The organism is Micromonospora sp. WMMD1076, from assembly GCF_029581475.1.
GTDB classification, from domain to species: Bacteria; Actinomycetota; Actinomycetes; order Mycobacteriales; family Micromonosporaceae; genus Micromonospora; species Micromonospora aurantiaca.
The window spans coordinates 3,077,349-3,102,198 of record NZ_CP120862.1; the positions used below are offsets into that span (position 1 = coordinate 3,077,349).

The 24,850-nt window shown below is 73.4% G+C and carries 25 protein-coding genes; 22 read left to right on the plus strand and 3 right to left on the minus strand.

The features are described 5' to 3' along the window. Positions 1-110: 110 nt before the first annotated feature. Together aroC and O7622_RS14830 are read left to right on the plus strand one after the other, a co-directional pair. Entirely contained in the window at positions 111-1,289 is a 1,179-nt protein-coding gene (gene aroC, locus O7622_RS14825; protein WP_282313887.1) for a chorismate synthase, read from the plus strand. After that, a complete protein-coding gene (locus O7622_RS14830; protein WP_282313888.1) occupies positions 1,286-1,795 on the plus strand; it encodes a shikimate kinase in 510 nt (169 codons plus the stop codon). Before aroC ends, O7622_RS14830 begins: the two co-directional genes overlap by 4 nt. Here the strand turns inward: O7622_RS14830 and O7622_RS14835 are convergent. Both O7622_RS14835 and O7622_RS14840 read right to left on the minus strand, forming a co-directional pair. Further along, positions 1,785-2,390 (minus strand): cytochrome c oxidase assembly protein, encoded by a 606-nt coding sequence (locus tag O7622_RS14835; RefSeq protein ID WP_282313889.1) that lies wholly within the window; start codon positions 2,388-2,390, stop codon positions 1,785-1,787. The two genes, O7622_RS14830 and O7622_RS14835, sit on opposite strands and share 11 nt — an antisense overlap. Further along, positions 2,387-2,632 (minus strand): DUF2243 domain-containing protein, encoded by a 246-nt coding sequence (locus O7622_RS14840; RefSeq protein WP_282313890.1) that lies wholly within the window; start codon positions 2,630-2,632, stop codon positions 2,387-2,389. The genes O7622_RS14835 and O7622_RS14840 overlap by 4 nt, the downstream gene beginning before the upstream one ends. A 55-nt stretch (positions 2,633-2,687) precedes the next feature. On the opposite strand from O7622_RS14840, the gene aroB reads away from it, so the two are divergent. The 4 genes from aroB to nusB all read left to right on the plus strand — a co-directional run bounded on the left by aroB (position 2,688) and on the right by nusB (position 5,279). After that, entirely contained in the window at positions 2,688-3,764 is a 1,077-nt protein-coding gene (gene aroB, locus O7622_RS14845; protein ID WP_282313891.1) for a 3-dehydroquinate synthase, read from the plus strand. Further along, positions 3,761-4,201, plus strand: coding sequence for a type II 3-dehydroquinate dehydratase (gene aroQ / locus O7622_RS14850; protein WP_282313892.1), 441 nt, complete (start codon positions 3,761-3,763; stop codon positions 4,199-4,201). Before aroB ends, aroQ begins: the two co-directional genes overlap by 4 nt. Positions 4,202-4,287: 86 nt before the next feature. Next, positions 4,288-4,845: an elongation factor P gene (efp, locus tag O7622_RS14855; RefSeq protein WP_013285503.1), complete on the plus strand. Its 558-nt coding sequence runs from the start codon at positions 4,288-4,290 to the stop codon at positions 4,843-4,845. Positions 4,846-4,868: 23 nt separating this feature from the next. Beyond that, positions 4,869-5,279, plus strand: coding sequence for a transcription antitermination factor NusB (nusB, locus tag O7622_RS14860; protein WP_174361785.1), 411 nt, complete (start codon positions 4,869-4,871; stop codon positions 5,277-5,279). Positions 5,280-5,341: 62 nt separating this feature from the next. Here the strand turns inward: nusB and O7622_RS14865 are convergent, their stop codons facing one another. After that, positions 5,342-5,830 (minus strand): helix-turn-helix domain-containing protein, encoded by a 489-nt coding sequence (locus tag O7622_RS14865; RefSeq protein WP_013285505.1) that lies wholly within the window; start codon positions 5,828-5,830, stop codon positions 5,342-5,344. Between the two features lie 286 nt (positions 5,831-6,116). Here O7622_RS14865 and pyrR point away from each other — a divergent pair, with 286 nt between their 5' ends. The 16 genes from pyrR to def all read left to right on the plus strand — a co-directional run bounded on the left by pyrR (position 6,117) and on the right by def (position 24,849). Then, positions 6,117-6,698 carry a bifunctional pyr operon transcriptional regulator/uracil phosphoribosyltransferase PyrR gene (gene pyrR / locus O7622_RS14870; RefSeq protein ID WP_282313893.1) on the plus strand — a complete coding sequence of 194 codons (582 nt, stop codon included), beginning with the start codon at positions 6,117-6,119 and terminating at the stop codon, positions 6,696-6,698. 58 nt (positions 6,699-6,756) lie between these two features. After that, on the plus strand, positions 6,757-7,683 hold the full coding sequence (locus O7622_RS14875) for an aspartate carbamoyltransferase catalytic subunit (RefSeq protein WP_282313894.1): 927 nt from the start codon (positions 6,757-6,759) through the stop codon (positions 7,681-7,683). Further along, positions 7,680-9,011, plus strand: coding sequence for a dihydroorotase (locus O7622_RS14880; RefSeq protein ID WP_282313895.1), 1,332 nt, complete (start codon positions 7,680-7,682; stop codon positions 9,009-9,011). Before O7622_RS14875 ends, O7622_RS14880 begins: the two co-directional genes overlap by 4 nt. Positions 9,012-9,072: 61 nt before the next feature. After that, on the plus strand, positions 9,073-10,215 hold the full coding sequence (carA, locus tag O7622_RS14885; protein ID WP_282314146.1) for a glutamine-hydrolyzing carbamoyl-phosphate synthase small subunit: 1,143 nt from the start codon (positions 9,073-9,075) through the stop codon (positions 10,213-10,215). Further along, positions 10,208-13,600, plus strand: coding sequence for a carbamoyl-phosphate synthase large subunit (gene carB / locus O7622_RS14890; RefSeq protein WP_282313896.1), 3,393 nt, complete (start codon positions 10,208-10,210; stop codon positions 13,598-13,600). The genes carA and carB overlap by 8 nt, the downstream gene beginning before the upstream one ends. A gap of 130 nt (positions 13,601-13,730) precedes the next feature. Further along, the gene (locus O7622_RS14895; RefSeq protein WP_282313897.1) at positions 13,731-14,738 is read left to right on the plus strand and encodes a quinone-dependent dihydroorotate dehydrogenase; all 1,008 of its coding nucleotides are present in this window, start codon (positions 13,731-13,733) and stop codon (positions 14,736-14,738) included. Positions 14,739-14,840: 102 nt separating this feature from the next. Further along, positions 14,841-16,115, plus strand: coding sequence for an adenosylmethionine--8-amino-7-oxononanoate transaminase (locus O7622_RS14900; RefSeq protein WP_282313898.1), 1,275 nt, complete (start codon positions 14,841-14,843; stop codon positions 16,113-16,115). 86 nt (positions 16,116-16,201) lie between these two features. Then, entirely contained in the window at positions 16,202-17,041 is an 840-nt protein-coding gene (gene pyrF, locus O7622_RS14905) for an orotidine-5'-phosphate decarboxylase (RefSeq protein ID WP_282313899.1), read from the plus strand. Between the two features lie 175 nt (positions 17,042-17,216). Beyond that, complete coding sequence (gene mihF, locus O7622_RS14910) at positions 17,217-17,534, plus strand: integration host factor, actinobacterial type (protein ID WP_013285515.1); 318 nt, start codon at positions 17,217-17,219, stop codon at positions 17,532-17,534. 25 nt (positions 17,535-17,559) lie between these two features. Next, positions 17,560-18,111, plus strand: a complete 552-nt coding sequence (locus O7622_RS14915; protein ID WP_282313900.1) for a guanylate kinase — start codon at positions 17,560-17,562, stop codon at positions 18,109-18,111. 3 nt (positions 18,112-18,114) lie between these two features. After that, complete coding sequence (gene rpoZ, locus O7622_RS14920; RefSeq protein WP_013285517.1) at positions 18,115-18,381, plus strand: DNA-directed RNA polymerase subunit omega; 267 nt, start codon at positions 18,115-18,117, stop codon at positions 18,379-18,381. 14 nt (positions 18,382-18,395) lie between these two features. Further along, entirely contained in the window at positions 18,396-19,604 is a 1,209-nt protein-coding gene (coaBC, locus tag O7622_RS14925; protein WP_282313902.1) for a bifunctional phosphopantothenoylcysteine decarboxylase/phosphopantothenate--cysteine ligase CoaBC, read from the plus strand. An 81-nt stretch (positions 19,605-19,685) separates the two neighbouring features. Then, the gene (metK, locus tag O7622_RS14930) at positions 19,686-20,891 is read left to right on the plus strand and encodes a methionine adenosyltransferase (protein WP_282313903.1); all 1,206 of its coding nucleotides are present in this window, start codon (positions 19,686-19,688) and stop codon (positions 20,889-20,891) included. Between the two features lie 59 nt (positions 20,892-20,950). Further along, complete coding sequence (locus O7622_RS14935; RefSeq protein ID WP_282313904.1) at positions 20,951-22,918, plus strand: primosomal protein N'; 1,968 nt, start codon at positions 20,951-20,953, stop codon at positions 22,916-22,918. A gap of 229 nt (positions 22,919-23,147) precedes the next feature. Then, positions 23,148-24,128 (plus strand): AAA family ATPase, encoded by a 981-nt coding sequence (locus O7622_RS14940; RefSeq protein ID WP_282313905.1) that lies wholly within the window; start codon positions 23,148-23,150, stop codon positions 24,126-24,128. Positions 24,129-24,288: 160 nt separating this feature from the next. After that, positions 24,289-24,849 carry a peptide deformylase gene (gene def, locus O7622_RS14945; protein WP_030271057.1) on the plus strand — a complete coding sequence of 187 codons (561 nt, stop codon included), beginning with the start codon at positions 24,289-24,291 and terminating at the stop codon, positions 24,847-24,849. Position 24,850 lies beyond the last annotated feature (1 nt).

Here is a 24,850-nt window from a genome sequence, read left to right on the forward strand (position 1 = left end):
TCGCACCGAACCGGCGGGCCCGGACGGGCTGGAGTGACACCGATGTCCGCAGGGCGGGATGCGGCGGGCGGCGTACGGCGGTGACCACCGGGCGTGACAGACTGACAGTCGTGTTGCGCTGGCTGACTGCAGGTGAATCGCACGGACCCGCCCTCGTCGCGATGCTGGAGGGCGTACCCGCCGGCATCGAGGTGACCACCGGGGATATCTCCGGCGAACTGGCCCGGCGCCGGCTCGGCTACGGCCGGGGTGCCCGGATGTCGTTCGAGCAGGACGAGGTCGAGATCATCGGCGGGCTCCGGCACGGGGTGACGCTCGGCAGCCCGGTGGCGATCCGGGTCGGCAACTCCGAGTGGCCCAAGTGGCGCACCGTGATGGCCGCCGACCCGGTCGACCCGGAGGAACTGGCGAGCCAGGCCCGCAACGCGCCGCTGACCCGTCCCCGCCCGGGTCACGCCGACCTGGCCGGCATGCAGAAGTACGGGCACACCGACGCCCGGCCGATCCTGGAGCGCGCCAGCGCCCGGGAGACCGCCGCCCGGGTCGCGGTGGGCACCGTCGCCAAGGCGCTCGTGCGTCAGGCGCTCGGCGTCGAGATCGTCTCCCACGTGGTCGAGCTGGGTCCGGTGGCGGTCAAGCCGGGTCTGCGCCCCGCCCCCGAGGACGCCGCGCGCATCGACGCCGACCCGCTGCGCTGCCTCGACGCCGAGGCGAGCGCCCGGATGGTCGCCGAGGTCGACGCCGCGAAGAAGGCCGCCGACACGCTCGGCGGCGTGGTCGAGGTGCTCGCATACGGGGTGCCGCCGGGCCTGGGCAGCCACGTGCAGTGGGACCGCAAGCTCGACGCCCGCCTCGCCACCGCGCTCATGTCGATCCAGGCGATCAAGGGCGTGGAGATCGGCGACGGCTGGCAGCAGGCCCGCTCGCGCGGCTCCGAGGCGCACGACGAGATCGTGCCCACCGCCACCGGGGTGCGGCGGATCACCGACCGGGCCGGTGGCCTGGAGGGCGGCATCACCACGGGGGAGCCGCTGCGGGTGAAGGCGGCCATGAAGCCGATCTCGTCGCTGAACCGGGCGCTCGCCACCATCGACGTGACCACGGGTGAGCCGGCCACGGCTATCAACCAGCGCTCCGACGTGTGCGCGGTGCCGGCCGCGGCCGTGGTGGCCGAGGCGATGGTCGCGCTGGTGCTGGCCGAGGCGGCGGTGGAGAAGTTCGGCGGCGACTCGGTGGCCGAGATGCGCCGCAACCTGACCGGTTACCTCGACGGGCTGGTCGTCAAGTGAGCACCCGGCCGGTCTGCGTGCTGGTCGGGGCGCCCGGCTCCGGCAAGACCACAGTCGGCACGGCGCTGGCCGAGGCGCTCGGCGTCGGCTTCCGGGACACCGACGCCGACATCGAGAACCTCGCCGGCAAGCCGATCCCGGAGGTCTTCGTGGACGAGGGGGAGGAGCACTTCCGTACCCTCGAACGGGCCGCCGTGGCGGCGGCGCTCGCGTCGCACGCGGGCGTGCTCGCGCTCGGCGGCGGCGCGGTCCTGGCCGAGGAGAACCGGTCCGCGCTGATCGGCCACACGGTGGTGCACCTGTCGGTGGAGCTGCCCGACGCGGTCAAGCGGGTCGGTCTCGGCGCCGGACGGCCGCTGCTCGCGCTGAACCCGCGCGCCACGCTCAAGCACCTGATGGATCAGCGCCGCCCGCTCTACGCCGAGGTGGCGACCGCGACCGTGGTCACCGACGGGCGTACCCCGCAGGAACTGGCCGCGGAGATCGCCGCGCTGCTCAAGCCCTGACCTGCGCGGCCGGCACCGGCGCGGACCGGGCGGCGCGGCGGCGCCGGACCGGTTCGGGCCGCCAGGTGGCGAGCAGCGCCAGCGCCAGGGCGATCTCGGCCAGGTCGCCCAGGTAGTACATGAGCGTGGCCCCGGCCCGCAGCTCGGCGGCGGTGGCCGGCACGTCCACGAACAGCCCGGCGTAGAGCAACTGGGCGATGGTGGCGTGCGCGGCCACCCCGAACCCGATCACCACCAGGCGCACCGGTACGCGGGGGCGGTGCGGTCCCGGGTCCGGACCGGCGACCGACCAGGCGAACAGGCAGCCGCTGAGCAGGAAGTGCAGGTTCACCAGCGTGTGCAGGACCGGGCTGTCCAGGGTGGCCCGGTACAGCGGGGTGAGGTAGAGCAGCCAGAGCCCGCCCGCGGTGAGCAGCAGGCCGGTCACCAGCAGCAGCGCGCCCAGACCGAAGCTCGCCGTGCGGGCGTGCGGCCAGCCCGGCCCGCCCGGGTCGCGCAGCCGCAGCGCGGCGGCCAAATACGCCCAGAACAGCGCCGCCGGGACCAGCGCGGTCACCGGGAAGGTGTCGGTGTGCCCGGCGTGCGCAACCGTCACCGGTGCCCCGGCGCGCAGAGGTCAACCGGCCGGGCACGGCGCTGGATCGCCCAGCCCACAGCGATCAGCACCACCCCGAGGGCGAGGAACCCGAGGTCCCACCAGAGCTGGTTCGGGCCGCTGCGGACGTGGTGGATGCCGAGCAGGTGGTGGTCGACGACGCCCTCGACCAGGTTGAACAGGCCCCAGCCGACCAGCGCCCAGCCCCACAGCATCGGCGAGCGCCACAGCCGGCCAAACACCCAGGGAGTGGACAGTCGCCGCGCGGGGGCGGCGCGCTGGACTAGGCTGCCCGCGATGGACGAGGTGACCCGGATCCCGATCGGCGGTGAGCGGCCGTACGACGTGCTCGTGGGACGTGACCTGCTGGACCCGCCGCCCCGGTTGCTGCCGGGCGCCGAGCGGGTGGCCTTCCTGCACGCGCCGCCGCTCAAGGCGCTCGCCGACAGGCTCGCCGGCGGTGTCCGCGAGGGCGGCGTGACACCGCTGCTGATCGAGGTGCCGGACGCGGAGGCGGGCAAGCACGTCGACGTGGCCGCGGCCTGCTGGGACCGGCTCGGCGACGCCGGGTTCACCCGTACCGACGCGGTGGTCGGCGTGGGCGGCGGCGCGGTCACCGACCTGGCCGGGTTCGTCGCTGCCACCTGGCTGCGCGGCGTGCGCTGGGTGCCGGTCGCCACGTCGCTGCTCGGCATGGTCGACGCCGCAGTGGGCGGCAAGACCGGCATCAACACGGCCGCCGGCAAGAACCTGGTCGGCGCGTTCCACCCGCCGGCCGGCGTGCTGGCCGACCTGGCGACGCTGGACAGCCTGCCCCCGGCCGACCTGTCCGCCGGGATGGCCGAGGTGGTCAAGTGCGGTTTCATCGCCGACCCGGTCATCCTCGACCTGGTCGAGGACGACCCGGCCGCCGCGCTGGACCCGGCCGGGCCGGTGCTGCGGGAACTGGTCGAACGCGCGGTCCGCGTGAAGGCCGCCGTGGTCGCCGGGGACCTGCGCGAATCCGGGGTACGCGAGGTGCTCAACTACGGGCACACGCTGGCGCACGCGATCGAGAAGGTGGAGGGCTACCGCTGGCGGCACGGTCACGCGGTGGCGGTCGGCCTGGTGTACGCCGCCACGCTGGCCCGGCTCGCCGGCCGGCTCGACGCGGCCGACGCCGAGCGGCACCGCCGGGTGCTGACCGCGCTCGACCTGCCCACCGGCTACCGGGCCGACGCCTGGCCGGAGCTGCTGGCCGCGATGCGGGTGGACAAGAAGGCCCGGGGCAGCCGGCTGCGGTTCGTGGTGCTCGACGGGCTCGCCCGCCCGGCGATCCTGGAGGCGCCGCCGGACGACCTGCTCGCCGCCGCGTACGCGGAGATCAGCTCGTGAGGGTGTACGTGCTGAACGGCCCGAACCTGGGCCGGCTCGGCACCCGCCAGGTCGACGTGTACGGGGTGACCGGCTACGCCCAGCTCGTGGCCGACTGCGAGCGGCACGGCCGGGAGCTGGGTCTGGACGTGGTGGTCCGGCAGACCGACGCCGAGCACGAGATGCTCGCCTGGCTGCACGAGGCGGCCGACGAGGCGGCGGCGGTGGTGCTGAACCCGGCCGCCTGGTCGCACTACTCGATCGCGGTGCGGGACGCCTGCGCCATGCTGCGCGGCCCGCTGGTCGAGGTGCACATCTCCAACATCCACGCCCGGGAGGAGTTCCGGCACCACTCGGTGGTCTCCGCGGTGGCCACCGGCGTGATCTGCGGCCTGGGCGTGGACGGCTACCGGCTGGCGCTGCACCACCTGGCCGCCCGGCTCGCCGCAGGCGCCTGAGCCGGTCCGTTCCGTGGCGCGAGTCCGATTCGACAGAGCGAGTAGACTTGGCCGGTCTGTCCGCCAATTGATGATCAAGGCAGGAAATGGCCACCACCAACGACCTGAAGAACGGCCTGGTACTCAACCTGGACGGCGAGCTGTGGGCCGTCGTCGAGTTCCAGCACGTCAAGCCCGGTAAGGGTGGTGCCTTCGTGCGCACCACGCTGAAGAACGTGCTGTCCGGCAAGGTGGTCGACAAGACCTTCAACGCGGGCACCAAGGTCGAGACCGCGACCGTGGACAAGCGCACCATGCAATACCTCTACGCCGACGGCGAGGACTACGTCTTCATGGATCTGGAGACGTTCGACCAGATCACCGTCCCCGGCGGCACCGTCGGCGAGGCCGCCAACTACCTCCTCCCCGAGGCCGAGGCGACAGTCGCCACGCACGAGAGCGTGCCGCTGTACATCGAGCTGCCGACCTCGGTCGTGCTCGAGGTCACCTACACCGAGCCGGGCCTGCAGGGCGACCGCTCGACCGGCGGCAACAAGCCGGCCACCGTCGAGACCGGCGCGACCGTGCAGGTGCCGCTGTTCATCACCACCGGTGAGAAGATCAAGGTCGACACCCGCGACGGCCGTTACCTCGGCCGAGCCTGATGGCCGAGGGCCCCAAGCAGCAGATGCCGGCGCGCCGCAAGGCGCGCAAGCGGGCGCTGGACGTGCTCTTCGAGGCCGACCTGCGGGACCGCCCGCCGGTCGAGGTGCTCGCCGGTTACCTGGAACGGATCGAGCAGCCGCGCCCCGACCACCTCGGCTACGCGGTCGGGCTGGTCGAGGGCGTGGCGGCGCACCTCGACCGGATCGACGAGACGATCGCCAGCTACGCCGAGGGGTGGACGCTGGAGCGCATGCCGGTGGTCGACCGCAACCTGGCCCGGATCGCCGTGTACGAGCTGCTCTACGTCGACGAGATCGACGACGCGGTGGCGATCAGCGAGGCCGTGGAGCTGGCCCGGCAGATGTCGACCGACGACTCGCCCCGCTTCCTCAACGGCATCCTCGGCCGGATCGCCGAGTACGCCACGCGCTGACGCGCCGCGACGACGAAGGGCCCGGTGCCGACCGGCACGGGCCCTTCGTCGTGCGGGGGACGTCAGGACGCGAAGAACGCCCGCGGGTCGGCGACCAGCACGCCGTGCTCGGTCAGCCGCTCGATCAGGCCCGACGGCGAGGCGTCGTAGACGATCGCGAGGGCGCGCAGGTCGTCGGCGCGGATCGAGAGCACCCGGCCGTTGTAGTCGCCGCGCTGCTGCTGGATGGCGCGGGCGTAGCGGGCCACGTACGCGAGGTCCTCGGAGGCCTCGTCGTAGAGCCGCTCCAGGTCCAGGACGATCTTGCTGGTGGGCTCGTGACGCACCCCGCTGCCGTCGGGCAGCAGCTCCGAGACGGGAACGCGGTAGAAGTCGGCCAGCTCCGCCAGGCGCGACACGGTGACGGCGCGGTCGCCGCGCTCGTACGAGCCGACCACCACGGCCTTCCACCGCCCGTTCGACTTCTCCTCCACCCCCTGCAGGGACAGGCCCTGCTGCTGGCGGATGGAGCGCAGGCGGGCGCCCAGCGACTTGGCGTATTCAGAGGGCATTCGGACACTCCCAGTGCTGTTCGGGTTCCCCGAGCTATCGCTACGGAGCGTGACGGTACGGGGATTGCGACATGTGGTCAAGTGTTGCCGTCCACCGGGTCCGGCACCCACGTGTGGCTTGTCCCCATTTCTCCGGGCTGACCAGCAGGTCAGGACCGGCGGCGGGCAGCCCGGTGACCGCTGGTAACGTGGCGTGAAGCCCCGGTCCGGGCCCCGCGCGGGCCGGCCGGAGCAGACCAGACGTCCTTTAACGACCCGTCCCGTGAGGCGGGGAAGGAGGTCCGCCGTGGCCTACCCACCGGCTGCCCACTCGTCGCCGCCGCGACAACCCTCGGTGAAGGTGATCCTCGCCGCAGCGGACGTGTCGCGGGTGGTCGACCGCATCGCCCACCAGATCCTGGAGAAGACCCAGGGCGCCGCCGACACCGTGCTGCTCGGCATCCCCACGCGGGGCGTGCCGCTCGCCCACCGCCTCGCGGCCCGGATCAGCACCTTCGAGGACGTCACAGTCCCGGTCGGCGTGCTCGACATCACGCTCTACCGCGACGACCTGCGCCGGCACGCCACCCGCGCGGTCGGCCCGACCGACCTGCCGACCGGCGGGATCGACGGCAAGCGGGTGATCCTCGTCGACGACGTGCTGTTCTCCGGCCGCACCGTGCGGGCCGCGCTGGACGCGCTCAGCGACGTCGGCCGGCCGGCGTCCGTGCAGCTCGCGGTCCTTGTCGACCGCGGTCACCGCCAGCTGCCGATCCGCGCCGACTACGTCGGCAAGAACATCCCCACCGCGCTGGCCGAGAACGTCAGGGTCACCCTCGCCGAGACCGACGGCGCCGACGAGGTACGGCTGTTCGGAGGCTCGCTGTGAGCGCGAGGAGCGCAGCGAAGCGGAGCCCCGCAGTCGCGAACGAAAGGCGGCGCCCCGCATGATCAGACACCTGCTCTCCGGCGCCGACCTGGACGCCGGCACCGCCACCCTGGTCCTGGACACCGCCGCGGAGATGGCGACAGTGGCCGGGCGCGAGGTGAAGAAGCTGCCCGCGCTGCGCGGGCGGACAGTGGTCAACCTCTTCTACGAGGACTCCACCCGCACCCGGATCTCGTTCGAGGCGGCCGCCAAGCGGCTCAGCGCCGACGTGATCAACTTCTCCGCCAAGGGCTCCAGCGTGGCCAAGGGAGAGAGCCTGAAGGACACCGCGCTCACGCTCCAGGCGATGGGCGCGGACGCGGTCGTCGTCCGGCACCCCGCCTCCGGCGCGCCGCACCGGCTCGCCGGATGGGTGGACGGGTCGGTGGTGAACGCCGGTGACGGCACCCACGAGCACCCCACCCAGGCGCTGCTCGACGCGTACACGATGCGGTCCCGGCTGGGCCGGCTCGACGGCCTGCACGTGGCGATCGTCGGCGACGTGCTGCACTCCCGGGTGGCCCGCTCCAACGTGCTGCTGCTGTCCACGCTCGGCGCGAAGGTGACACTGGTCGGCCCGCCCACCCTCATCCCGGTCGACATCGCCGCCGCCCTGGCCACCGGCACCGACGTCTGTTACGACCTCGACGCCGTTCTCCCGGATGTGGACGTGGTGATGATGCTGCGGGTGCAGCGCGAGCGGATGGGTGACTCCTACTTCCCGTCCGCCCGCGAGTACGCCCGACGCTACGGGCTCGACGGGCCGCGCATGCGCCGGCTGCCCGAGCACGCGATCGTCATGCACCCCGGCCCGATGAACCGGGGCATGGAGATCACGCCCGAGGTGGCCGACTCGGCCCGCTCCACGATCGTCGAACAGGTCGCCAACGGGGTCTCCGTGCGGATGGCCGTGCTCTACCTGCTGCTCGGAGGGAACAACCGGTGACCGCGTACCTCATCACAGGCGTCAGCATCGTCGGCGGCGAGCCGACCGACCTGCTCATCCGCGACGGCGTGGTGGCCGGGACGGGCCGCGGGCTCGCCGCGGACGACGCCACAGTCGTCGACGCGACCGGCCTGGTCGCGCTGCCCGGCCTGGTCGACCTGCACACCCACCTGCGCGAGCCCGGCCGGGAGGACGCCGAGACGGTCGAGTCCGGTTCCCGGGCGGCGGCGCTCGGCGGCTACACGGCGGTGTGCGCGATGGCGAACACCTCACCGGTGGCCGACACCGCGGGCGTGGTGGAGCAGGTCTGGCGGCTCGGCCGGGAGGCCGGCCTGGTCGACGTGCAGCCGATCGGCGCGGTCACCGTCGGGCTGGCCGGCGAGCGCCTGGCCGAGCTGGGCGCGATGGCCGACTCGGCCGCCGGGGTGCGGATCTTCTCCGACGACGGGCACTGCGTGTCGGACCCGCGGCTGATGCGCCGGGCGCTGGAGTACGTCAAGGCGTTCGACGGCGTGATCGCCCAGCACGCCGAGGAGCCCCGGCTGACCGAGGGCGCGCAGATGCACGAGGGCGAGGTGTCCACCCGCCTCGGCCTGACCGGCTGGCCGGCCGTCGCCGAGGAGGCGATCATCGCCCGGGACGTGCTGCTCGCCGAGCACGTCGGCAGCCGGCTGCACGTCTGCCACGTCTCCACCGCCGGCAGCGTCGAGGTGCTGCGTCAGGCCAAGGCGCGCGGGGTACGGGTCACCGCCGAGGTGACGCCGCACCACCTGCTGCTGACCGATGAGGTCGTGAGCGGGAGGAGTGGGCTTGCGAGCCCCGCACTCGCGAACAACTGGAGCCCGGCGGGAAGCTACGACCCGGTCTTCAAGGTCAACCCGCCGCTGCGCACCGCCGCCGACATCGCCGCGCTGCGGGAGGCGCTGGCCGAGGGCGTGATCGACATCATCGCCACCGACCACGCGCCGCACGCCGTGGAGGACAAGGAGTGCGAGTGGGCGTACGCCCGGCCGGGCATGCTCGGCCTGGAGACGGCGCTGTCGATCGCGCTCGACGTGTTCGGCCCCCGCTGGGACCTGATCGCCGAGCGGATGTCCCGCACGCCGGCCCGGATCGCCGGGCTGGCCGGGCACGGCCTCGACCCGGCGCCCGGCGTACCGGCCAACCTGACAGTGGTCGACCCGGCCGCCCGCCGCGTCGTCGAACCGGCGGAGCTGGCCAGCCGTAGTCGCAACACCCCGTACGCCCGCATGACGCTGCCGGGTCGCATCGTGGCGACCTTCCTGCGCGGCGAGCCGACGGTCCTGGACGGAAAGGCTGTCAAGTGATCCGAGCGAGGAACGTAGCGGAGCGGAGTCCCGCAGTCCGGATCGAAGGGGGCGCGGCATGGTGAAGCGTAGATCGGCGATCCTCGTCCTGGAGGACGGGCGCACGTTCCACGGCGAGGCGTACGGCAGCGTCGGGGAGACCTTCGGCGAGGCGGTCTTCAACACCGGCATGACCGGCTACCAGGAGACGCTCACCGACCCCTCGTACCACCGGCAGGTGGTGGTGCAGACCGCGCCGCACATCGGCAACACCGGCGTCAACGGCTCCGACGACGAGTCCGACCGGATCTGGGTGGCCGGGTACGTGGTGCGCGACCCGGCCCGGATCAGCTCCAACTGGCGGGCCGACGGCGGCCTGGAGGACCGGCTCGCCGCCGAGGGCGTCGTCGGCATCAGCGGGGTGGACACCCGGGCGCTGACCCGGCACCTGCGCGAGCGCGGCGCGATGCGCGTCGGCGTCTCCAGCGTCGAGGACGACCCGGCCGCCCTGCTGGAGCGGGTCCGCCGCTCGCCGCAGATGGTCGGCGCGAACCTGTCCGACGAGGTGACCACGGCCAAGCCGTACGTCGTCGAGGCGCAGGGCGAGCACCGGTTCACGGTGGCCGCTGTGGACCTGGGCATCAAGCGCAACGTGCCGCGCCGGCTCGCCGCCCGCGGCGTCACCACCCACGTGCTGCCCGCCGGGTCGACGATCGAGGACCTGCTCGCCACCGGCGCGGACGCGGTCTTCTTCTCACCCGGCCCGGGCGACCCGGCGACCGCCGACGGTCCGGTGGCGCTGGCCCGGGAGGTGCTGACCCGGCGGATCCCGCTGTTCGGCATCTGCTTCGGCAGCCAGATCCTCGGCCGGGCGCTCGGCTTCGGCACCTACAAGCTGGGGTACGGCCACCGCGGCATCAACCAGCCGGTGCTCGACCGGGCCACCGGCAAGGTCGAGGTGACCAGCCACAACCACGGCTTCGCGGTGCAGGTGCCGGGCGCGGGGGACGGCGCCGTGGTGCCGGATCAGGTGATCCAGACCGAGTTCGGTGGTGTCCAGGTGTCACACGTCTGCCTCAACGACAACGTGGTCGAGGGGCTGCGGGCCGTGGACGTGCCCGCCTTCACCGTCCAGTACCACCCGGAGGCGGCGGCCGGCCCGCACGACGCGGACTACCTCTTCGACCGTTTCGCCGAGTTGATCGAAGGCGGAAAGAATGCCTAAGCGGACCGACCTCAAGCACGTCCTGGTGATCGGCTCCGGGCCGATCGTGATCGGACAGGCCTGCGAGTTCGACTACTCCGGCACCCAGGCCTGCCGCGTGCTGCGCAGCGAGGGGATCCGGGTCAGCCTGGTCAACTCCAACCCGGCGACGATCATGACGGACCCGGAGTTCGCCGACGCCACGTACGTCGAGCCGATCACCCCGGAGTTCGTCGAGCTGGTCATCGCCAGGGAGCGCCCCGACGCGCTGCTGCCGACGCTCGGCGGGCAGACCGCGCTGAACACCGCTGTCGCCCTGCACGAGGCGGGCGTGCTGGAGAAGTACGGCGTCGAGCTGATCGGCGCGAACATCGATGCGATCAACCGGGGCGAGGACCGGCAGCTGTTCAAGGAGATCGTCGCGAAGGCCGGCGTACGGCTGGGCCTGGCGGATCCGTCCGCGCTGGTGCCGCGGTCGCGGGTCTGCCACTCGATGGACGAGGTCCGCGAGACGGTCGCCGAGCTGGGCCTGCCGGTGGTCATCCGGCCGTCGTTCACCATGGGCGGTCTCGGTTCCGGAATGGCGCACACCGACGAGGACCTGGAGCGCATCGCCGGTTCCGGCCTGGCGGCCAGCCCGGTGCACGAGGTGCTCATCGAGGAGAGCGTGCTCGGCTGGAAGGAGTACGAGCTCGAACTGATGCGCGACCGCCACGACAACGTGGTGGTGGTCTGCTCGATCGAGAACGTCGACCCGATGGGCGTGCACACCGGCGACAGCGTCACCGTCGCCCCGTCGATGACGCTCACCGACCAGGAGTACCAGCGGCTGCGTGACCTCGGCATCGCGGTGCTGCGCGAGGTCGGTGTGGACACCGGCGGCTGCAACATCCAGTTCGCGGTGAACCCGGCCGACGGCCGGATCGTCGTGATCGAGATGAACCCGCGCGTGTCGCGCTCCTCGGCCCTGGCGTCGAAGGCCACCGGCTTCCCGATCGCGAAGATCGCCGCGAAGCTCGCCATCGGCTACACGCTCGACGAGATCCCCAACGACATCACGCTGAAGACGCCCGCGGCGTTCGAGCCGACGCTCGACTACGTGGTGGTGAAGATCCCCCGGTTCGCGTTCGAGAAGTTCCCCGGCGCCGACCCGGAGCTGACCACCACGATGAAGTCGGTGGGCGAGGCGATGAGCCTGGGCCGCAACTTCACCGAGGCGCTGAACAAGGCGATGCGCTCGATGGAAACCAAATCATCTGGTTTCTGGACCGTCCCCGACCCTCAGGGCGTGACCCGGGAGAACACCCTCGCGGCGCTGCGCACGCCCCACGACGGCCGGCTCTACACGGTCGAGCGGGCGCTGCGCCTCGGCGCGTCGATCGCCGAGGTGTCCGAGGCGTCCGGCGGCATGGACCCCTGGTTCCTGGACCAGATCGCCTCGCTGGTCGAGCTGCGCGCCGAGATCGTGGACGCGCCGGTGCTCGACGCCGCCCTGCTGCGCCGCGCCAAGCGGGCCGGCCTGTCCGACCGGCAGCTCGCCGCGCTGCGCCCGGAGCTGGCCGCCGAGGACGGCGTCCGCACGCTGCGGCACCGGCTCGGCGTCCGGCCGGTCTACAAGACGGTGGACACCTGCGCGGCCGAGTTCGAGGCGACCACGCCGTACCACTACTCGACCTACGACTCGGAGACCGAGGTGGCGCCCTCGGTGCGGCCGAAGGTGCTCATCCTCGGCTCCGGACCGAACCGGATCGGGCAGGGCATCGAGTTCGACTACTCGTGCGTGCACGCCGTACAAGCGCTGCGAAGCGCGCCGATCGGCACAGCCGCCGCGTCCGGTTCCGGCGCCGAAGGCGTCGGTTACGAGACCGTCATGGTCAACTGCAACCCGGAGACCGTCTCCACCGACTACGACACCGCCGACCGGCTCTACTTCGAGCCGCTGACGTTCGAGGACGTGCTGGAGGTCTGGCACGCCGAGGACTCCTCCGGCAAGGAGGCGGGCGGCCCCGGCGTCATCGGGGTGATCGTCCAGCTCGGCGGGCAGACCCCGCTCGGCCTGGCGCAGCGGCTCAAGAACGCCGGCGTGCCGATCGTCGGCACCTCCCCGGAGTCGATCCACCTGGCCGAGGAGCGCGGCGCGTTCGGCGCGGTGCTGGCCCGGGCCGGGCTGCGCGCGCCCGCGCACGGCATGGCCACCTCGTACGACGAGGCGAAGGCGATCGCCGACGAGATCGGGTACCCGGTGCTGGTCCGGCCCTCGTACGTGCTCGGCGGGCGCGGCATGGAGATCGTCTACGACGACGCCACGCTGCGCGACTACATCGGCCGGGCCACCGCCATCTCGCCGGACCGCCCGGTGCTGGTGGACCGGTTCCTGGACGACGCCATCGAGATCGACGTGGACGCGCTCGTGGACGCCGACGGCGACGTCTACCTGGGCGGCGTGATGGAGCACATCGAGGAGGCCGGCATCCACTCCGGCGACTCGTCCTGCGCGCTGCCGCCGATCACCCTGGCCGGTTCCCACCTGGCCCAGGTGCGGCACTACACCGAGCAGATCGCCCGCGGCATCGGGGTGCGCGGCCTGCTCAACGTCCAGTACGCGTTGCAGGGCGACACGCTCTACGTGCTGGAGGCCAACCCGCGCGCCTCCCGGACCGTACCGTTCGTCTCGAAGGCCACTGCGGTGCCGCTGGCGAAGGCGGCGGCCCGGATCGCGCTCGGCGCCACCGTCGCGCAGCTGCGCGCCGAGGGGATGCTGCCGCCCACCGGCGACGGCGGCACCATGCCGGCCGACGCGCCGATCGCGGTGAAGGAGGCGGTGCTGCCGTTCAAGCGGTTCCGCACCCCGTCCGGCAAGGGCATCGACGTGCTGCTCGGCCCGGAGATGAAGTCCACCGGCGAGGTGATGGGCATCGACACCGGCTTCGGCCAGGCGTTCGCCAAGTCGCAGGCCGCCGCGTACGGGTCGCTGCCGACCGCGGGAAAGATCTTCGTCTCGGTCGCCAACCGGGACAAGCGCGGCATGATCTTCCCGATCAAGCGCCTGGCCGACCTGGGCTTCGAGATCGTGGCCACCACCGGCACGGCCGAGGTGCTGCGCCGGCACGGCATCGCCTGCGAGCAGATCCGCAAGCACTACGAGTCGGGTGCGGGCGCGGACGCGGTCTCCCTGATCCTCGGCGGGGACGTGGCGCTGGTGGTGAACACGCCGCAGGGCTCCGGCGCGAGCGCCCGTTCCGACGGGTACGAGATCCGCAGCGCGGCGGTGAGCGCCGACATCCCGTGCGTCACCACGGTCCCCGGCGCGGCCGCCGCGGTCATGGGCATCGAGGCCCGCATCCGGGGCGACCTGAAGGTCCGCCCGCTGCAGGACCTGCACGCCGCCCTGCGGGCGGGCGAGTGACCCCGCGCCTCCGCGCGCCGATCATGAGGTCGGCGGCGGATTCGGAGATCCACATCGCCGCCAACCTCATGATCAACGGGGAGACCGGGGGGACCGGGGGGACCGGGGAGACCGGGCGGGGGGCCGGGGCGTGATCTTCGAGAAGGTGGTGCGGCCCCGGTTGTTCTCGCTCGCGGGCGGGGACGCCGAGGGGGCGCACGAGTGGACGCTGGCGCGGCTGGCCGCGGTGTCGCGGCAGCCGGCGGTCCTCGCGGCGCTGCGCGCGGCGTACTTCCGGTCGGCGCCGCGCACCGTGTTCGGGGTGCGCTTCCCCAATCCGGTCGGGCTGGCGGCCGGGATGGACAAGAACGGACTCGCGTTGCCGGCCTGGCCGGCGCTGGGCTTCGGCTTCGTCGAGGTCGGCACCGTGACCGCGCACGCCCAGCCGGGCAACCCCCGGCCCCGGCTGTTCCGGCTGCGCGACAGCGAAGCGGTGATCAACCGGATGGGCTTCAACAACGCCGGCGCGGCGGCGCTCGCGGACCGGCTGGCCGCGTTGCCGCGCCCGCTCGGCGTGCCGCTGGGCATCTCGCTCGGCAAGTCCAAGGTGACCCCGCTGGACGAGGCGGTCGAGGACTACCTCGCGTCCTACCGGGCGCTCAAGGACCACGGCGACTACTTCGCCGTCAACGTGTCCTCACCGAACACTCCCGGGCTGCGGTCGCTTCAGGACCGGTCCCATCTGGACGCGTTGCTCACCGCGTTGGTGGGGGAGAAGCCGGTGCTGGTGAAGATCGCCCCGGACCTGACCGAGCCGGCCGTGGCCGAGCTGCTGGAGGTGTGCCTCGACCGGGGCGCGGCCGGGGTCATCGCCACCAACACCACGCTCGCCCGCGACGGGCTCGCCCCGGCCGACCGGGAGCGCGCCGCCGAGGCCGGCGGGCTGTCCGGCCGGCCGCTGACCGCCCGGGCCCGGGAGATGGTCGCCTTCGTGCACCGGGAGACCGGCGGCCGGCTACCGGTGATCGGCGTGGGCGGCATCCTGCACCCGGACGACGCGACACGCATGTTCGACGCCGGCGCCTCCCTGCTCCAGCTCTACACCGGCTTCATCTACCGGGGCCCGGCCCTCACCCGAGCCATCACAACCCGAACCTGACCCGCGCGATCCCGCAGTTCCGGCCCCGGCACACCGCCTCACTCCGCGCGCTGCCGGGGCGGCAACTGCAAGATCGCGGGGGAGAGGGGCGAAGGAGGAAACGTGACGCCCGAGGAGATCCTGGAAGTCGACCGGCGGCACGTGTGGCACCCGTACGCCCCGATGCCCGGCGCCAGCGAGCCCTACGTGGTCGACAACGCCGCGGGGGTGCGGCTGCGGCTCGCGGACGGGCGGGAGCTGGTCGACGGCATGTCGTCGTGGTGGGCGGCGATCCACGGCTACCGGCACCCGGTGCTCGACGCCGCGGTGACCGACCAGCTCGGGCGGATGAGCCACGTGATGTTCGGCGGGCTCACCCACGAGCCCGCCGTACGCCTGGCGCGCACGCTTGTCGAGCTGACCCCGGACGGCCTGGAACACGTCTTCCTGGCCGACTCCGGCTCGGTCAGCGTCGAGGTCGCGGTGAAGATGTGCCTGCAGTACCAGCGGGCGCTGGGACGCCCGCAGCGCCGCCGGCTGGGCACCTGGCGGGGCGGCTACCACGGCGACACGTTCCACCCGATGAGCGTCTGCGACCCGGAGGGTGGCATGCACCACCTGTGGGGCGACGTGCTGCCCCGGCAGGTGTTCGCGCCGGTGCCGCCGCCCGGCTTCGACGCGGCGCCGGACCCGGCGTACGAGGCCGCGCTGGTGGAGGCGGTGGAGCGGCACGCCGGCGAACTGGCGGCGGTGATCGTCGAGCCGGTCGTCCAGGGGGCCGGCGGGATGCGGTTCCACCACCCGCACTACCTGCGCGTGCTGCGCGAGGTGACCCGCAGGCACGGCATCCTGCTGGTCTTCGACGAGATCGCCACCGGCTTCGGCCGGACCGGCCGGATGTTCGCCGCCGAGCACGCCGGCGTCACCCCGGACGTGCTCTGCGTCGGCAAGGCGCTCACCGGCGGGTACCTGACGCTCGCCGCGGCGCTGTGCACGCCCGAGGTGGCGCGGGCCGTCTCCGCCGACGGGGTGCTGGCGCACGGGCCGACGTTCATGGGCAACCCGCTCGCCTGCGCCGTCGCCAACGCCTCCCTGGACCTCCTGCGGGCCGGGGACTGGGCGGGACGGGTGGCGGGCATCGCCGAGGGCCTGCGGGCCGGCCTGGCGCCGTTGCGGGACGCGCCCGGCGTGGCCGACGTACGCGTGCTCGGCGCGATCGGGGTGGTGCAGCTCGACCACGAGGTGGACCTGCCCCGGGCGACCGCCGCCGCGGCGGCCGAGGGGGTGTGGCTGCGCCCGTTCCGGGATCTCGTCTACACGATGCCGCCGTACGTCTGCGACGCCGCCGACGTGGCGCGGATCGCGGCCGGAGTGGCCGCGGCGGTCAAGGCCGGCTGAGCCCGGCCGGGTTCGACAGGGCGCGACGGGAGGCCCGTCGCCGGACACGCCAGGCGGCCCGGAGCCGCCGGGAGAGGGAGAGACGCATGGAGACGTTCGGCGCCCGTCTGCACCGGGCCGTGGCGGAACGAGGGCCGCTCTGCGTGGGGATCGACCCGCACCCCGGGTTGCTGACCGCCTGGGGCCTGTCCGACGACGTGGCGGGCCTGGAGCGGTTCTGCGCGACTGTGGTGGAGGCGATCGGCGACCGGGTCGCCGTGGTCAAGCCGCAGTCGGCGTTCTTCGAGCGCTTCGGCGCCCGGGGCGTAGGCGTGCTTGAGTCAACTATCCGACAGTTGCGAGATTTGGGGGCGCTCGTTCTGCTTGACGTCAAGCGTGGTGACATCGGCTCGACCGTCGCCGCGTACGCCTCGGCGTACCTCGATCCATCCAGCCCTCTGTATGTCGATGCGGTCACCGCGAGCCCCTACCTGGGAGTAGGTTCGCTCGCCCCGATGTTCTCGACCGCCGCCGAGCACGGTGGCGGGGTCTTCGTCCTGGCGCTCACCTCCAACCCGGAGGGCGCCTCCGTGCAGCGCGCCGTGGGCACCGACGGGCGCACCGTCGCGCAGACCGTGATCGACGAGATTTCCCAGCTCAACCGCGGTGCGGAGCCGCTCGGCAGCTTCGGTCTGGTGGTCGGCGCGACGGTCGGTGAGACAGGTCACGATCTGGACTCGGTCAACGGTCCGCTGCTCGCGCCGGGGCTGGGCGCGCAGGGCGGAACGCCCGCCGGGTTGCGTACCGTGTTCGGCGCGGTGCTGCCGTCGGTGCTGCCGTCGTACTCCCGGGAGGTGCTCGGCGCGGGCCCCGACCCGGCCGACCTGCGGGTCGCCACCGAGCGGGTGCTGGCCGACTGCCGGGCCGCTCTGGGCGCGGCGGACTGACTGACGGCTCGGTCACTTTGGGTTGATCAGTGCGCGTCCACGTTGCCGAAATCCCCGTTGACCGCTAGTTTTCCCCGCGCTGGGAACCACGGACCCCTTTGGTTGCCAGCGACACCACGTTTCACAGATGCGGTGGGGCGCTCAGCCCGCCGTACTAGGGACCTGAGGAGAACTGGTGCCGCTCCCGTCACTGACCCCCGAGCAGCGCGCTGCCGCGCTGGAGAAGGCCGCGGAGATCCGCAAGGCCCGCGCTGAGCTGAAGGAGCAGCTCAAGCAGGGCAAGACCACCCTCGCCACCGTCCTCGAGCGGGCCGAGTCCGACGACGTCGTGGGCAAGCTGAAGGTTTCGGCCGTGCTCCAGGCGATGCCTGGCATCGGCAAGATCCGGGCCACCCAGATCATGGAGAAGCTCAAGATCGCGGACAGCCGTCGCCTGCGCGGCCTCGGCGAGCAGCAGCGCAAGGCTCTGCTCGGAGAGTTCGCCGCCAACTGAACGGCCCGCCGTGTAGAAACAAGCGGTGAGCACGGATGACGAGGCGCGCTCGGCGGCTCGGCTCACTGTCCTGTCCGGTCCCTCCGGGGCCGGCCGGAGCAGTGTCGTCGAGGCGGTCCGGGCGCGCCTTGCGTCTGTCTGCGTGCCGGTGGTCGCCACCACCCGCCCACCCCGTCCGGACGAGCGTGACGGCGTCGACCGCGTCTTCCTCGACGCGCCCGGCTTCGACCGGCTGATCGCCGCCGGGGAGCTGCTGGAGTGGTGCCGGATCGGGCCGTACCGCCGGGGGGTGCCCCGGGCCGAGGTGCGGGCGCGGCTCGCGGAGGGACGGCCGGTGCTGCTGCCGCTGGACCTGGCCGGCGCGCTGGCGGTACGGGCGGCGGCGCCCGGCGCCCGGCTGGTGCTGCTCGCGCCCCCGGCGTACCGGGCCGACCCGGACGTCGCGGCCCTCTTCGCCCATGCCGTGGCACACGACCACACCGAGCGCGCCGCGGCGGAGCTGGTAGGATTGATCGGTTCGTCCTTCCTGGCTCCGGCCCGACCGCCCGCGGGCGGCGCACGAGACGCAGAGGTTTAATTCGTGGGATCCATCGCCACCAACCCCGAGGGCATCACCAACCCGCCGATCGACGAGCTGCTCGAGAAGACCACCTCGAAGTACGCGCTGGTCATCTTCGCCGCCAAGCGCGCCCGTCAGGTCAACGCCTACTACAGCCAGCTCGGTGAGGGCCTCCTCGAGTACGTCGGCCCGCTGGTGGAGACCACCCCGCAGGAGAAGCCGCTCTCCATCGCCATGCGCGAGATCAACGCGGGCCTGCTCACCGCCGAGCCGACCGACCAGCCGTAACCCCGCCCGCGCCGATGCCCGCCGAGATCGTCCTCGGGGTCGGCGGCGGCATCGCCGCCTACAAGGCGTGTGAGCTGCTCCGGCTCCTCACCGAGTCGGGTCACCGGGTCCGGGTCGTGCCGACGGCCTCGGCGCTCCGCTTCGTCGGGGCGCCGACCTGGGCGGCCCTGTCCGGCCGGCCGGTCGCCGACGACGTCTGGTCCGACGTGCACGAGGTGCCGCACGTGCGGCTCGGGCAGCACGCCGACCTGGTGGTGGTCGCCCCGGCCACCGCCGACCTGATCGCCAAGGCCGCCCACGGCCTCGCCGACGACCTGCTCACCAACACGCTGCTGACCGCCCGCTGCCCGGTGCTGCTGGCCCCGGCCATGCACACCGAGATGTGGGAGCACCCGGCGACCGTCGCGAACGTGGCCACGCTGCGCTCGCGGGGCGTCCGGGTGATCGAGCCGGCGGTGGGCCGGCTCACCGGGCGGGACACCGGCAAGGGCCGCCTGCCCGACCCGGCGGAGATCTTCGCGGTGGCCCGCCGGGCCCTGGCCCGTGGCGCCGAGGCCGAGGCCGATCTGGCCGGGCGGCACGTGGTGGTCACCGCCGGCGGCACCCGCGAGCCGCTGGATCCGGTCCGGTTCCTGGGCAACCGGTCGTCCGGCAAGCAGGGGTACGCGTTCGCCCGCGCCGCCGTGGCCCGGGGCGCCCGGGTCACGCTCGTCGCGGCCAACGTGGCGCTGCCCGACCCGGCCGGGGCGGATCTGGTCCGGGTGGGCACCACCGAGGAGCTGCGCGGCGCCACGCTCGCGGCGGCCGCCGACGCGGACGTCGTGGTGATGGCCGCCGCGCCCGCCGACTTCCGGCCGGCCAGCTACGCCACCGGGAAGATCAAGAAGTCCGACGACGGTGTCGCGCCGACCATCGAGCTGGTCACCAACCCGGACATCGCTGTCGAGCTGGGGCGGCGTCGCCGGCCCGGGCAGGTGCTGGTGATCTTCGCCGCGGAGACCGACGACGCGGAGGCCAACGGCCGGGCCAAGCTGGCCCGCAAGGGGGCCGACATGATCGTGGTCAACGAGGTCGGCGTGGACAAGGTCTTCGGCGCAGACACCAACGCGGCCACCGTGATCGGCGCCGACGGCGCCGTGCACCGGCTGCCCGAGCAGCCCAAGGAGGCCCTGGCCGACACCGTCTGGGACCTCGTCTGTCCGCGGCTGCCGTCGCGTTCCTGACGGTTGGTCGACCGCATTCATCGGCTCGCGGCGGAACGATGATGACTAAACTGCCGCCGAGCGACCTTTAAAAGTCTTCACATGCTTAGGAGTGCCGTGACACGTCTCTTCACGTCCGAATCGGTCACGGAGGGCCACCCGGACAAGATCGCCGACCAGATCAGTGACGGCATTCTCGACGCGCTGCTCGCCCAGGACCCGCACAGCCGGGTCGCGGTCGAGACGTTGATCACCACCGGTCAGGTGCACGTGGCCGGCGAGGTGACCACGAAGGCGTACGCCGACATCCCCACCATCGTCCGCGAGACCATCCTCGGCATCGGCTACGACTCGTCGAAGAAGGGCTTCGACGGCGCGTCCTGCGGCGTCAGCGTGTCCATCGGCGCCCAGTCGCCGGACATCGCCCAGGGCGTCGACAACGCCTTCGAGTTGCGTACCGGTGGGTCGGAGAGCGCGCTGGACGCGCAGGGCGCCGGCGACCAGGGCATGATGTTCGGCTTCGCCTGCTCCGAGACGCCCGAGCTGATGCCGCTGCCGATCGCGCTGGCGCACCGGCTGGCCCGCCGGCTCGCCGCGGTCCGCAAGGACGGCACGATCCCGTACCTGCGGCCGGACGGCAAGACGCAGGTCACCATCTCCTACGACGGGCTGCGCCCGGTCCGGCTCGACACAGTCGTCGTGTCCAGCCAGCACGCGGCGGACATCTCGCTGGAGTCGCTGCTCACCCCGGACGTCCGGGACCACGTCATCGCCCCGGAGCTGGAGGGCCTCGGCCTGGAGACCGAGGGCTACCGGCTGCTGGTGAACCCGACCGGACGGTTCGAGATCGGCGGCCCGATGGGTGACGCCGGACTGACCGGCCGGAAGATCATCGTGGACACGTACGGCGGGTACGCCCGGCACGGCGGCGGCGCGTTCTCCGGCAAGGACCCGTCGAAGGTCGACCGGTCGGCCGCGTACGCGATGCGCTGGGTGGCCAAGAACGTGGTCGCCGCCGGGCTGGCCGAGCGGTGCGAGGCGCAGGTCGCGTACGCGATCGGCAAGGCGCACCCGGTGAGCCTGTTCATCGAGACGTTCGGCACCGAGACCGTGCCGGTCGCCTCGATCGAGAAGGCCGTGGCCGAGGTGTTCGACCTGCGTCCGGCCGCCATCATCCGGGACCTGCACCTGCTGCGCCCGATCTACCAGCAGACCGCCGCGTACGGCCACTTCGGCCGGGAGCTGCCGGAGCTGACCTGGGAGGGCACCGACCGGGCCGCCGACCTCAAGTCGGCCGCGGGAGCCTGACCGCCACCACGCGCCGCGACCGGCGACCCGCGCAAGGGTCGCCGGTCGCGCGCGTCTGCGTGGACGTGCCGCTGCCCCACCTCGACCGTCCGTTCGACTACCTGGTGCCGGAGGCGCTCGACGCCGACGCCGGTCCGGGCGTGCGGGTGAAGGTGCGGTTCGCCGGGCAGCTCGTCGACGGCTGGCTGCTGGAGCGCGCCGAGTCGTCCGAGCACCCGAAGCTCGCGTACCTGGAGAAGGTCGTCTCCCCGGTGCCGGTGCTGTCCCCGGAGGTGGCTCGGCTGGCCCGCGCGGTCGCCGACAGGTACGCCGGGAGCCTCGCCGACGTGCTCCGGCTGGCGGTGCCGCCCCGGCACGCCCGCGCCGAGAAGGCCGTCACCGCCACGGACGTGCCACCGTCCGCCGACGCCGACGCCGACGCCGACGCCGACGCCGACGCCGACGCCGACGCCCGGCCGGGCGGCCGGGCGGAGGTGGATCCGCGCGGCTGGCGGGACTACCCGGCCGGGCCGGCGCTGCTGCGCGCGCTCACCGACGGCCGGCCCGCCCGCGCGGTCTGGTCGGCGTTGCCGGGGGAGGACTGGGCCGACCGGTACGCCGACGCGGTCGCCGCCGCCGTGGCCGGTGGCCGTGGTGCCGTGGTCGTGGTGGCCGACGCCCGCGACCTGGACCGGCTCGACGCCGCCCTGACCGCGGTGCTCGGGGCGGGACGCCACGTCCGGCTCACCGCCGCCGACGGCCCGGCCCGCCGCTACCGGGCCTTCCTCACCGCCCGGACGGGCGTCGTGGACGTGGTGATCGGCACCCGGGCCGCGATGTTCGCCCCGGTGCGGCGGCTCGGCCTGGTGGCGATCTGGGACGACGGCGACGACCTGCACGCCGAGCCCCGCGCGCCCTACCCGCACGCCCGCGACGTGCTGCTCACCCGGGCCCGGCTCGGCGACGTCGCCGCGCTGGTCGGCGGGTACGCCCGTACCGCCGAGGCGCAGTTGCTGGTGGAGACAGGCTGGGCGCGCGAGGTGGTGGCCGACCGGGCGGTGGTGCGCGTCCGTACCCCGGCCATGGCGCCCACCGGCGACGACCCGCAACTGGCCCGCGATCCCGGCGCGGCCTCGGCGCGGCTGCCGAGCCTGGCCTGGACCACCGCGCGGGACGCGCTGCGCGCGGACCTGCCGGTGCTGGTGCAGGTGCCGCGCCGGGGTTACGTGCCGTCGGTGGCCTGCGCCGACTGCCGCGCCCCGGCCCGCTGCCCGCACTGCGCCGGGCCGCTCGCGCTGCCCTCGGCGCAGGGCACGCCCGCCTGCCGCTGGTGCGGGCGGGTGGCCGCCGCGTACGCCTGCCCGGAGTGCGGCGGGCGGCGGCTGCGCGCCTCGGTGACCGGTGCCCGGCGGACCGCCGAGGAGCTGGGCCGGGCGTTCCCCGGTGTGCCGGTGCGGACCTCGGGGCGGGAGGAGGTGCTGGCGACGGTGCCGGGCGGCGCCGGGCTGGTGATCGCCACACCGGGCGCGGAGCCGGTCGCGGAGGGCGGCTACGGCGCGGTGCTGCTGCTCGACTCGTGGGCGCTGCTGACCCGGGCCGACCTGCGGGCCGGTGAGGAGGCGCTGCGGCGGTGGATGGCCGCCGCCGCCCTGGCCCGGCCGGGTACGGCCGGCGGCCGGGTGGTGGTGGTCGCGGACGGCGCGCTGGCCCCGGTGCAGGCGTTGCTGCGGTGGGACTCCGCCTGGTTCGCCGCCCGGGAACTGGCCGAGCGGCGGGAGCTGGGCTTCCCGCCGGCGGTGCGGATGGCGAGCGTCACCGGCGCGGCCGAGGCGGTGGCCGACCTGCTCGCCGGCGCCCGGCTGCCGGGCGACGCCGAGGTGCTCGGCCCGGTGCCGGCCGACGAGGGCCGGGAGCGGATGCTGGTACGCGTGCCCCGGTCCCGGGCCGCCGCGATGGCCGAGGCGCTGCACGCCGCCGCCGGGCAGCGCAGCGCCCGCAAGGCGGCCGACCCGGTACGGCTCCAGGTCGACCCGCTCACCCTGTTCTGATCGGGCGGGTCCGTGTGACAGTGCGCACGCGGACCCTCGCGCACGGTCGTGACCTGGGGTTTGCCGCACACCTGGTCCGGCAATCGAGTAGCGGGCGGTGATAGCATCGCCCGTCATGCCCAGCCGCGCGGTTTTCCCGCGCGGGACGCGGCGCGACGGGTGCCAGAGCACGTCGGGCCGACACGGATTCGATGTCGTCAGTCAGCCGGTGAGCAGGGGTGGACCAGTCGTGACCGTTCGTCAGTCGATCGTCTTCAACGGTGACCTCGGCAGTGGCAAGAGCACCGTCTCGGTCGAGATCGCCAAGCGGCTCGGGCTGCGCCGGGTCAGCGTCGGCGACCTCTACCGCCAGATGGCCCAGGAGCGGCAGATGACCGCCCTCCAGCTCAACCTGCACGCCGAGCTGGACCAGGCCGTCGACGGGTACGTCGACCAGCTCCAGCGCGACATCGCCGCCTCGGGCGAGTCCCTGGTCATGGACTCCCGCCTGGCCTGGCACTTCTTCACCGACGCGCTCAAGGTGCACATGATCACCGAGCCGACCGAGGCGGCCCGGCGCGTGCTGGCCCGCCCGTCCGGCCCGGCCGAGAGCTACACCTCGCTGGAGGAGGCGCGGGCCAAGCTGCGCGAGCGCAGCGAGAGCGAGCGTGGCCGGTTCATCGTCCGGTACGGCGTCGACAAGGCCCGCCTGCGCAACTACGACCTGGTCTGCGACACCACCCGGGCCAACCCGGAGCAGGTCATCCAGCACATCGTCGACGTCTACGAGGGCCGCCTCGGCGCGGACGTGCTGCGCGCCGGCCGGCCGCTGCTGCTGCTCGACCCGAACCGGGTGTACCCCACCGAGGACGTGTCGACGCTGCGCGGCCTCTGGGACTCCGACGCCGCCGCCGAGGCGGCCGACAACGACGGCGAGCCGGAGCCGCTGAGCATCGGCTACACCGGCGAGTACTTCTTCGTCGTCGACGGGCACCGGCGGCTCAGCGCGGCGGTGCGCGCCGGCCTGCCGATGGTCCCGGCCCGGCTGGTCGCCGAGGTGGACGAGCCGGTGGTCGGCGGGATCAGCGCCGTCGACTTCTTCACCGCGCAGGCCCGCCCCGGGCTGATCCACGACTGGGAGGACGCGCACGGCATCACGCTGCCGCTGCCGGAGCACGCGCTGCTCGGCGGCGGCCCGGTGCTCGCGGGGGAGCCGGGCGCCGGCGCCTGACCGCCGGGTCCGGCTCACCCTGCGTGGTCACACCACGCTGCCGGGGCGCGTGGGGCGGGAGGCGGCCCCGGTCACCGTTCCCGGTACGCCACCCGGGGCGGCCGGACCGACTCCGTAGACTGGTCGCGCATCGTTCGACCCAGACAAGGAGCCACGCCGAGTGACCGTCCAGCCCATCCGTCTGTTCGGCGATCCGGTGCTGCGCACGCCGGCCGACCCGGTCGTCGACTTCGACGCCGAGCTGCGCAAGCTGATCGCCGACCTGACCGACACGATGCGCGAGCAGAGCGGCGCCGGCCTGGCCGCTCCGCAGCTCGGGGTGGGCCTGCGGGTGTTCACCTTCGACGTCGACGACGTCCTCGGCCACCTGGTCAACCCGGTGCTGGAGTTCCCGGACGAGGAGGAGCAGGACGGTCCGGAGGGTTGCCTGTCCATCCCCGGGCTCTACTTCGACACCAAGCGCCGGCAGAACGTGATCGCCAAGGGCTTCAACGGCTACGGCGACCCGTTGCAGATCGTCGGCACCGGCCTGATGGCCCGCTGCGTGCAGCACGAGACCGACCACCTCGACGGGGTCCTCTTCGTCGACCGGCTCGACGCGGCCGGCCGCAAGGAGGCCATGAAGGCGATCCGCCAGGCCGAGTGGTACGACCAGGCCGCGCCGCCCACCGTCAAGCTCAGCCCGCACGCCGCCGGCAACCCGTTCGGTCTGGGGCGGTGAC

What these genes read in the sequence shown, in the direction of transcription:
- aroB (WP_282313891.1), top strand. Translation starts at nt 2,688, where the DNA reads ATGGACGAGGTGACCCGGATCCCGATCGGCGGTGAGCGGCCGTACGAC.
- efp (WP_013285503.1), top strand. Translation starts at nt 4,288, where the DNA reads ATGGCCACCACCAACGACCTGAAGAACGGCCTGGTACTCAACCTGGAC.
- nusB (WP_174361785.1), top strand. Translation starts at nt 4,869, where the DNA reads ATGCCGGCGCGCCGCAAGGCGCGCAAGCGGGCGCTGGACGTGCTCTTC.
- O7622_RS14865 (WP_013285505.1), bottom strand. Translation starts at nt 5,830, where the DNA reads ATGCCCTCTGAATACGCCAAGTCGCTGGGCGCCCGCCTGCGCTCCATC.
- O7622_RS14875 (WP_282313894.1), top strand. Translation starts at nt 6,757, where the DNA reads ATGATCAGACACCTGCTCTCCGGCGCCGACCTGGACGCCGGCACCGCC.
- carB (WP_282313896.1), top strand. Translation starts at nt 10,208, where the DNA reads ATGCCTAAGCGGACCGACCTCAAGCACGTCCTGGTGATCGGCTCCGGG.
- pyrF (WP_282313899.1), top strand. Translation starts at nt 16,202, where the DNA reads ATGGAGACGTTCGGCGCCCGTCTGCACCGGGCCGTGGCGGAACGAGGG.
- coaBC (WP_282313902.1), top strand. Translation starts at nt 18,396, where the DNA reads ATGCCCGCCGAGATCGTCCTCGGGGTCGGCGGCGGCATCGCCGCCTAC.
- metK (WP_282313903.1), top strand. Translation starts at nt 19,686, where the DNA reads ATGCTTAGGAGTGCCGTGACACGTCTCTTCACGTCCGAATCGGTCACG.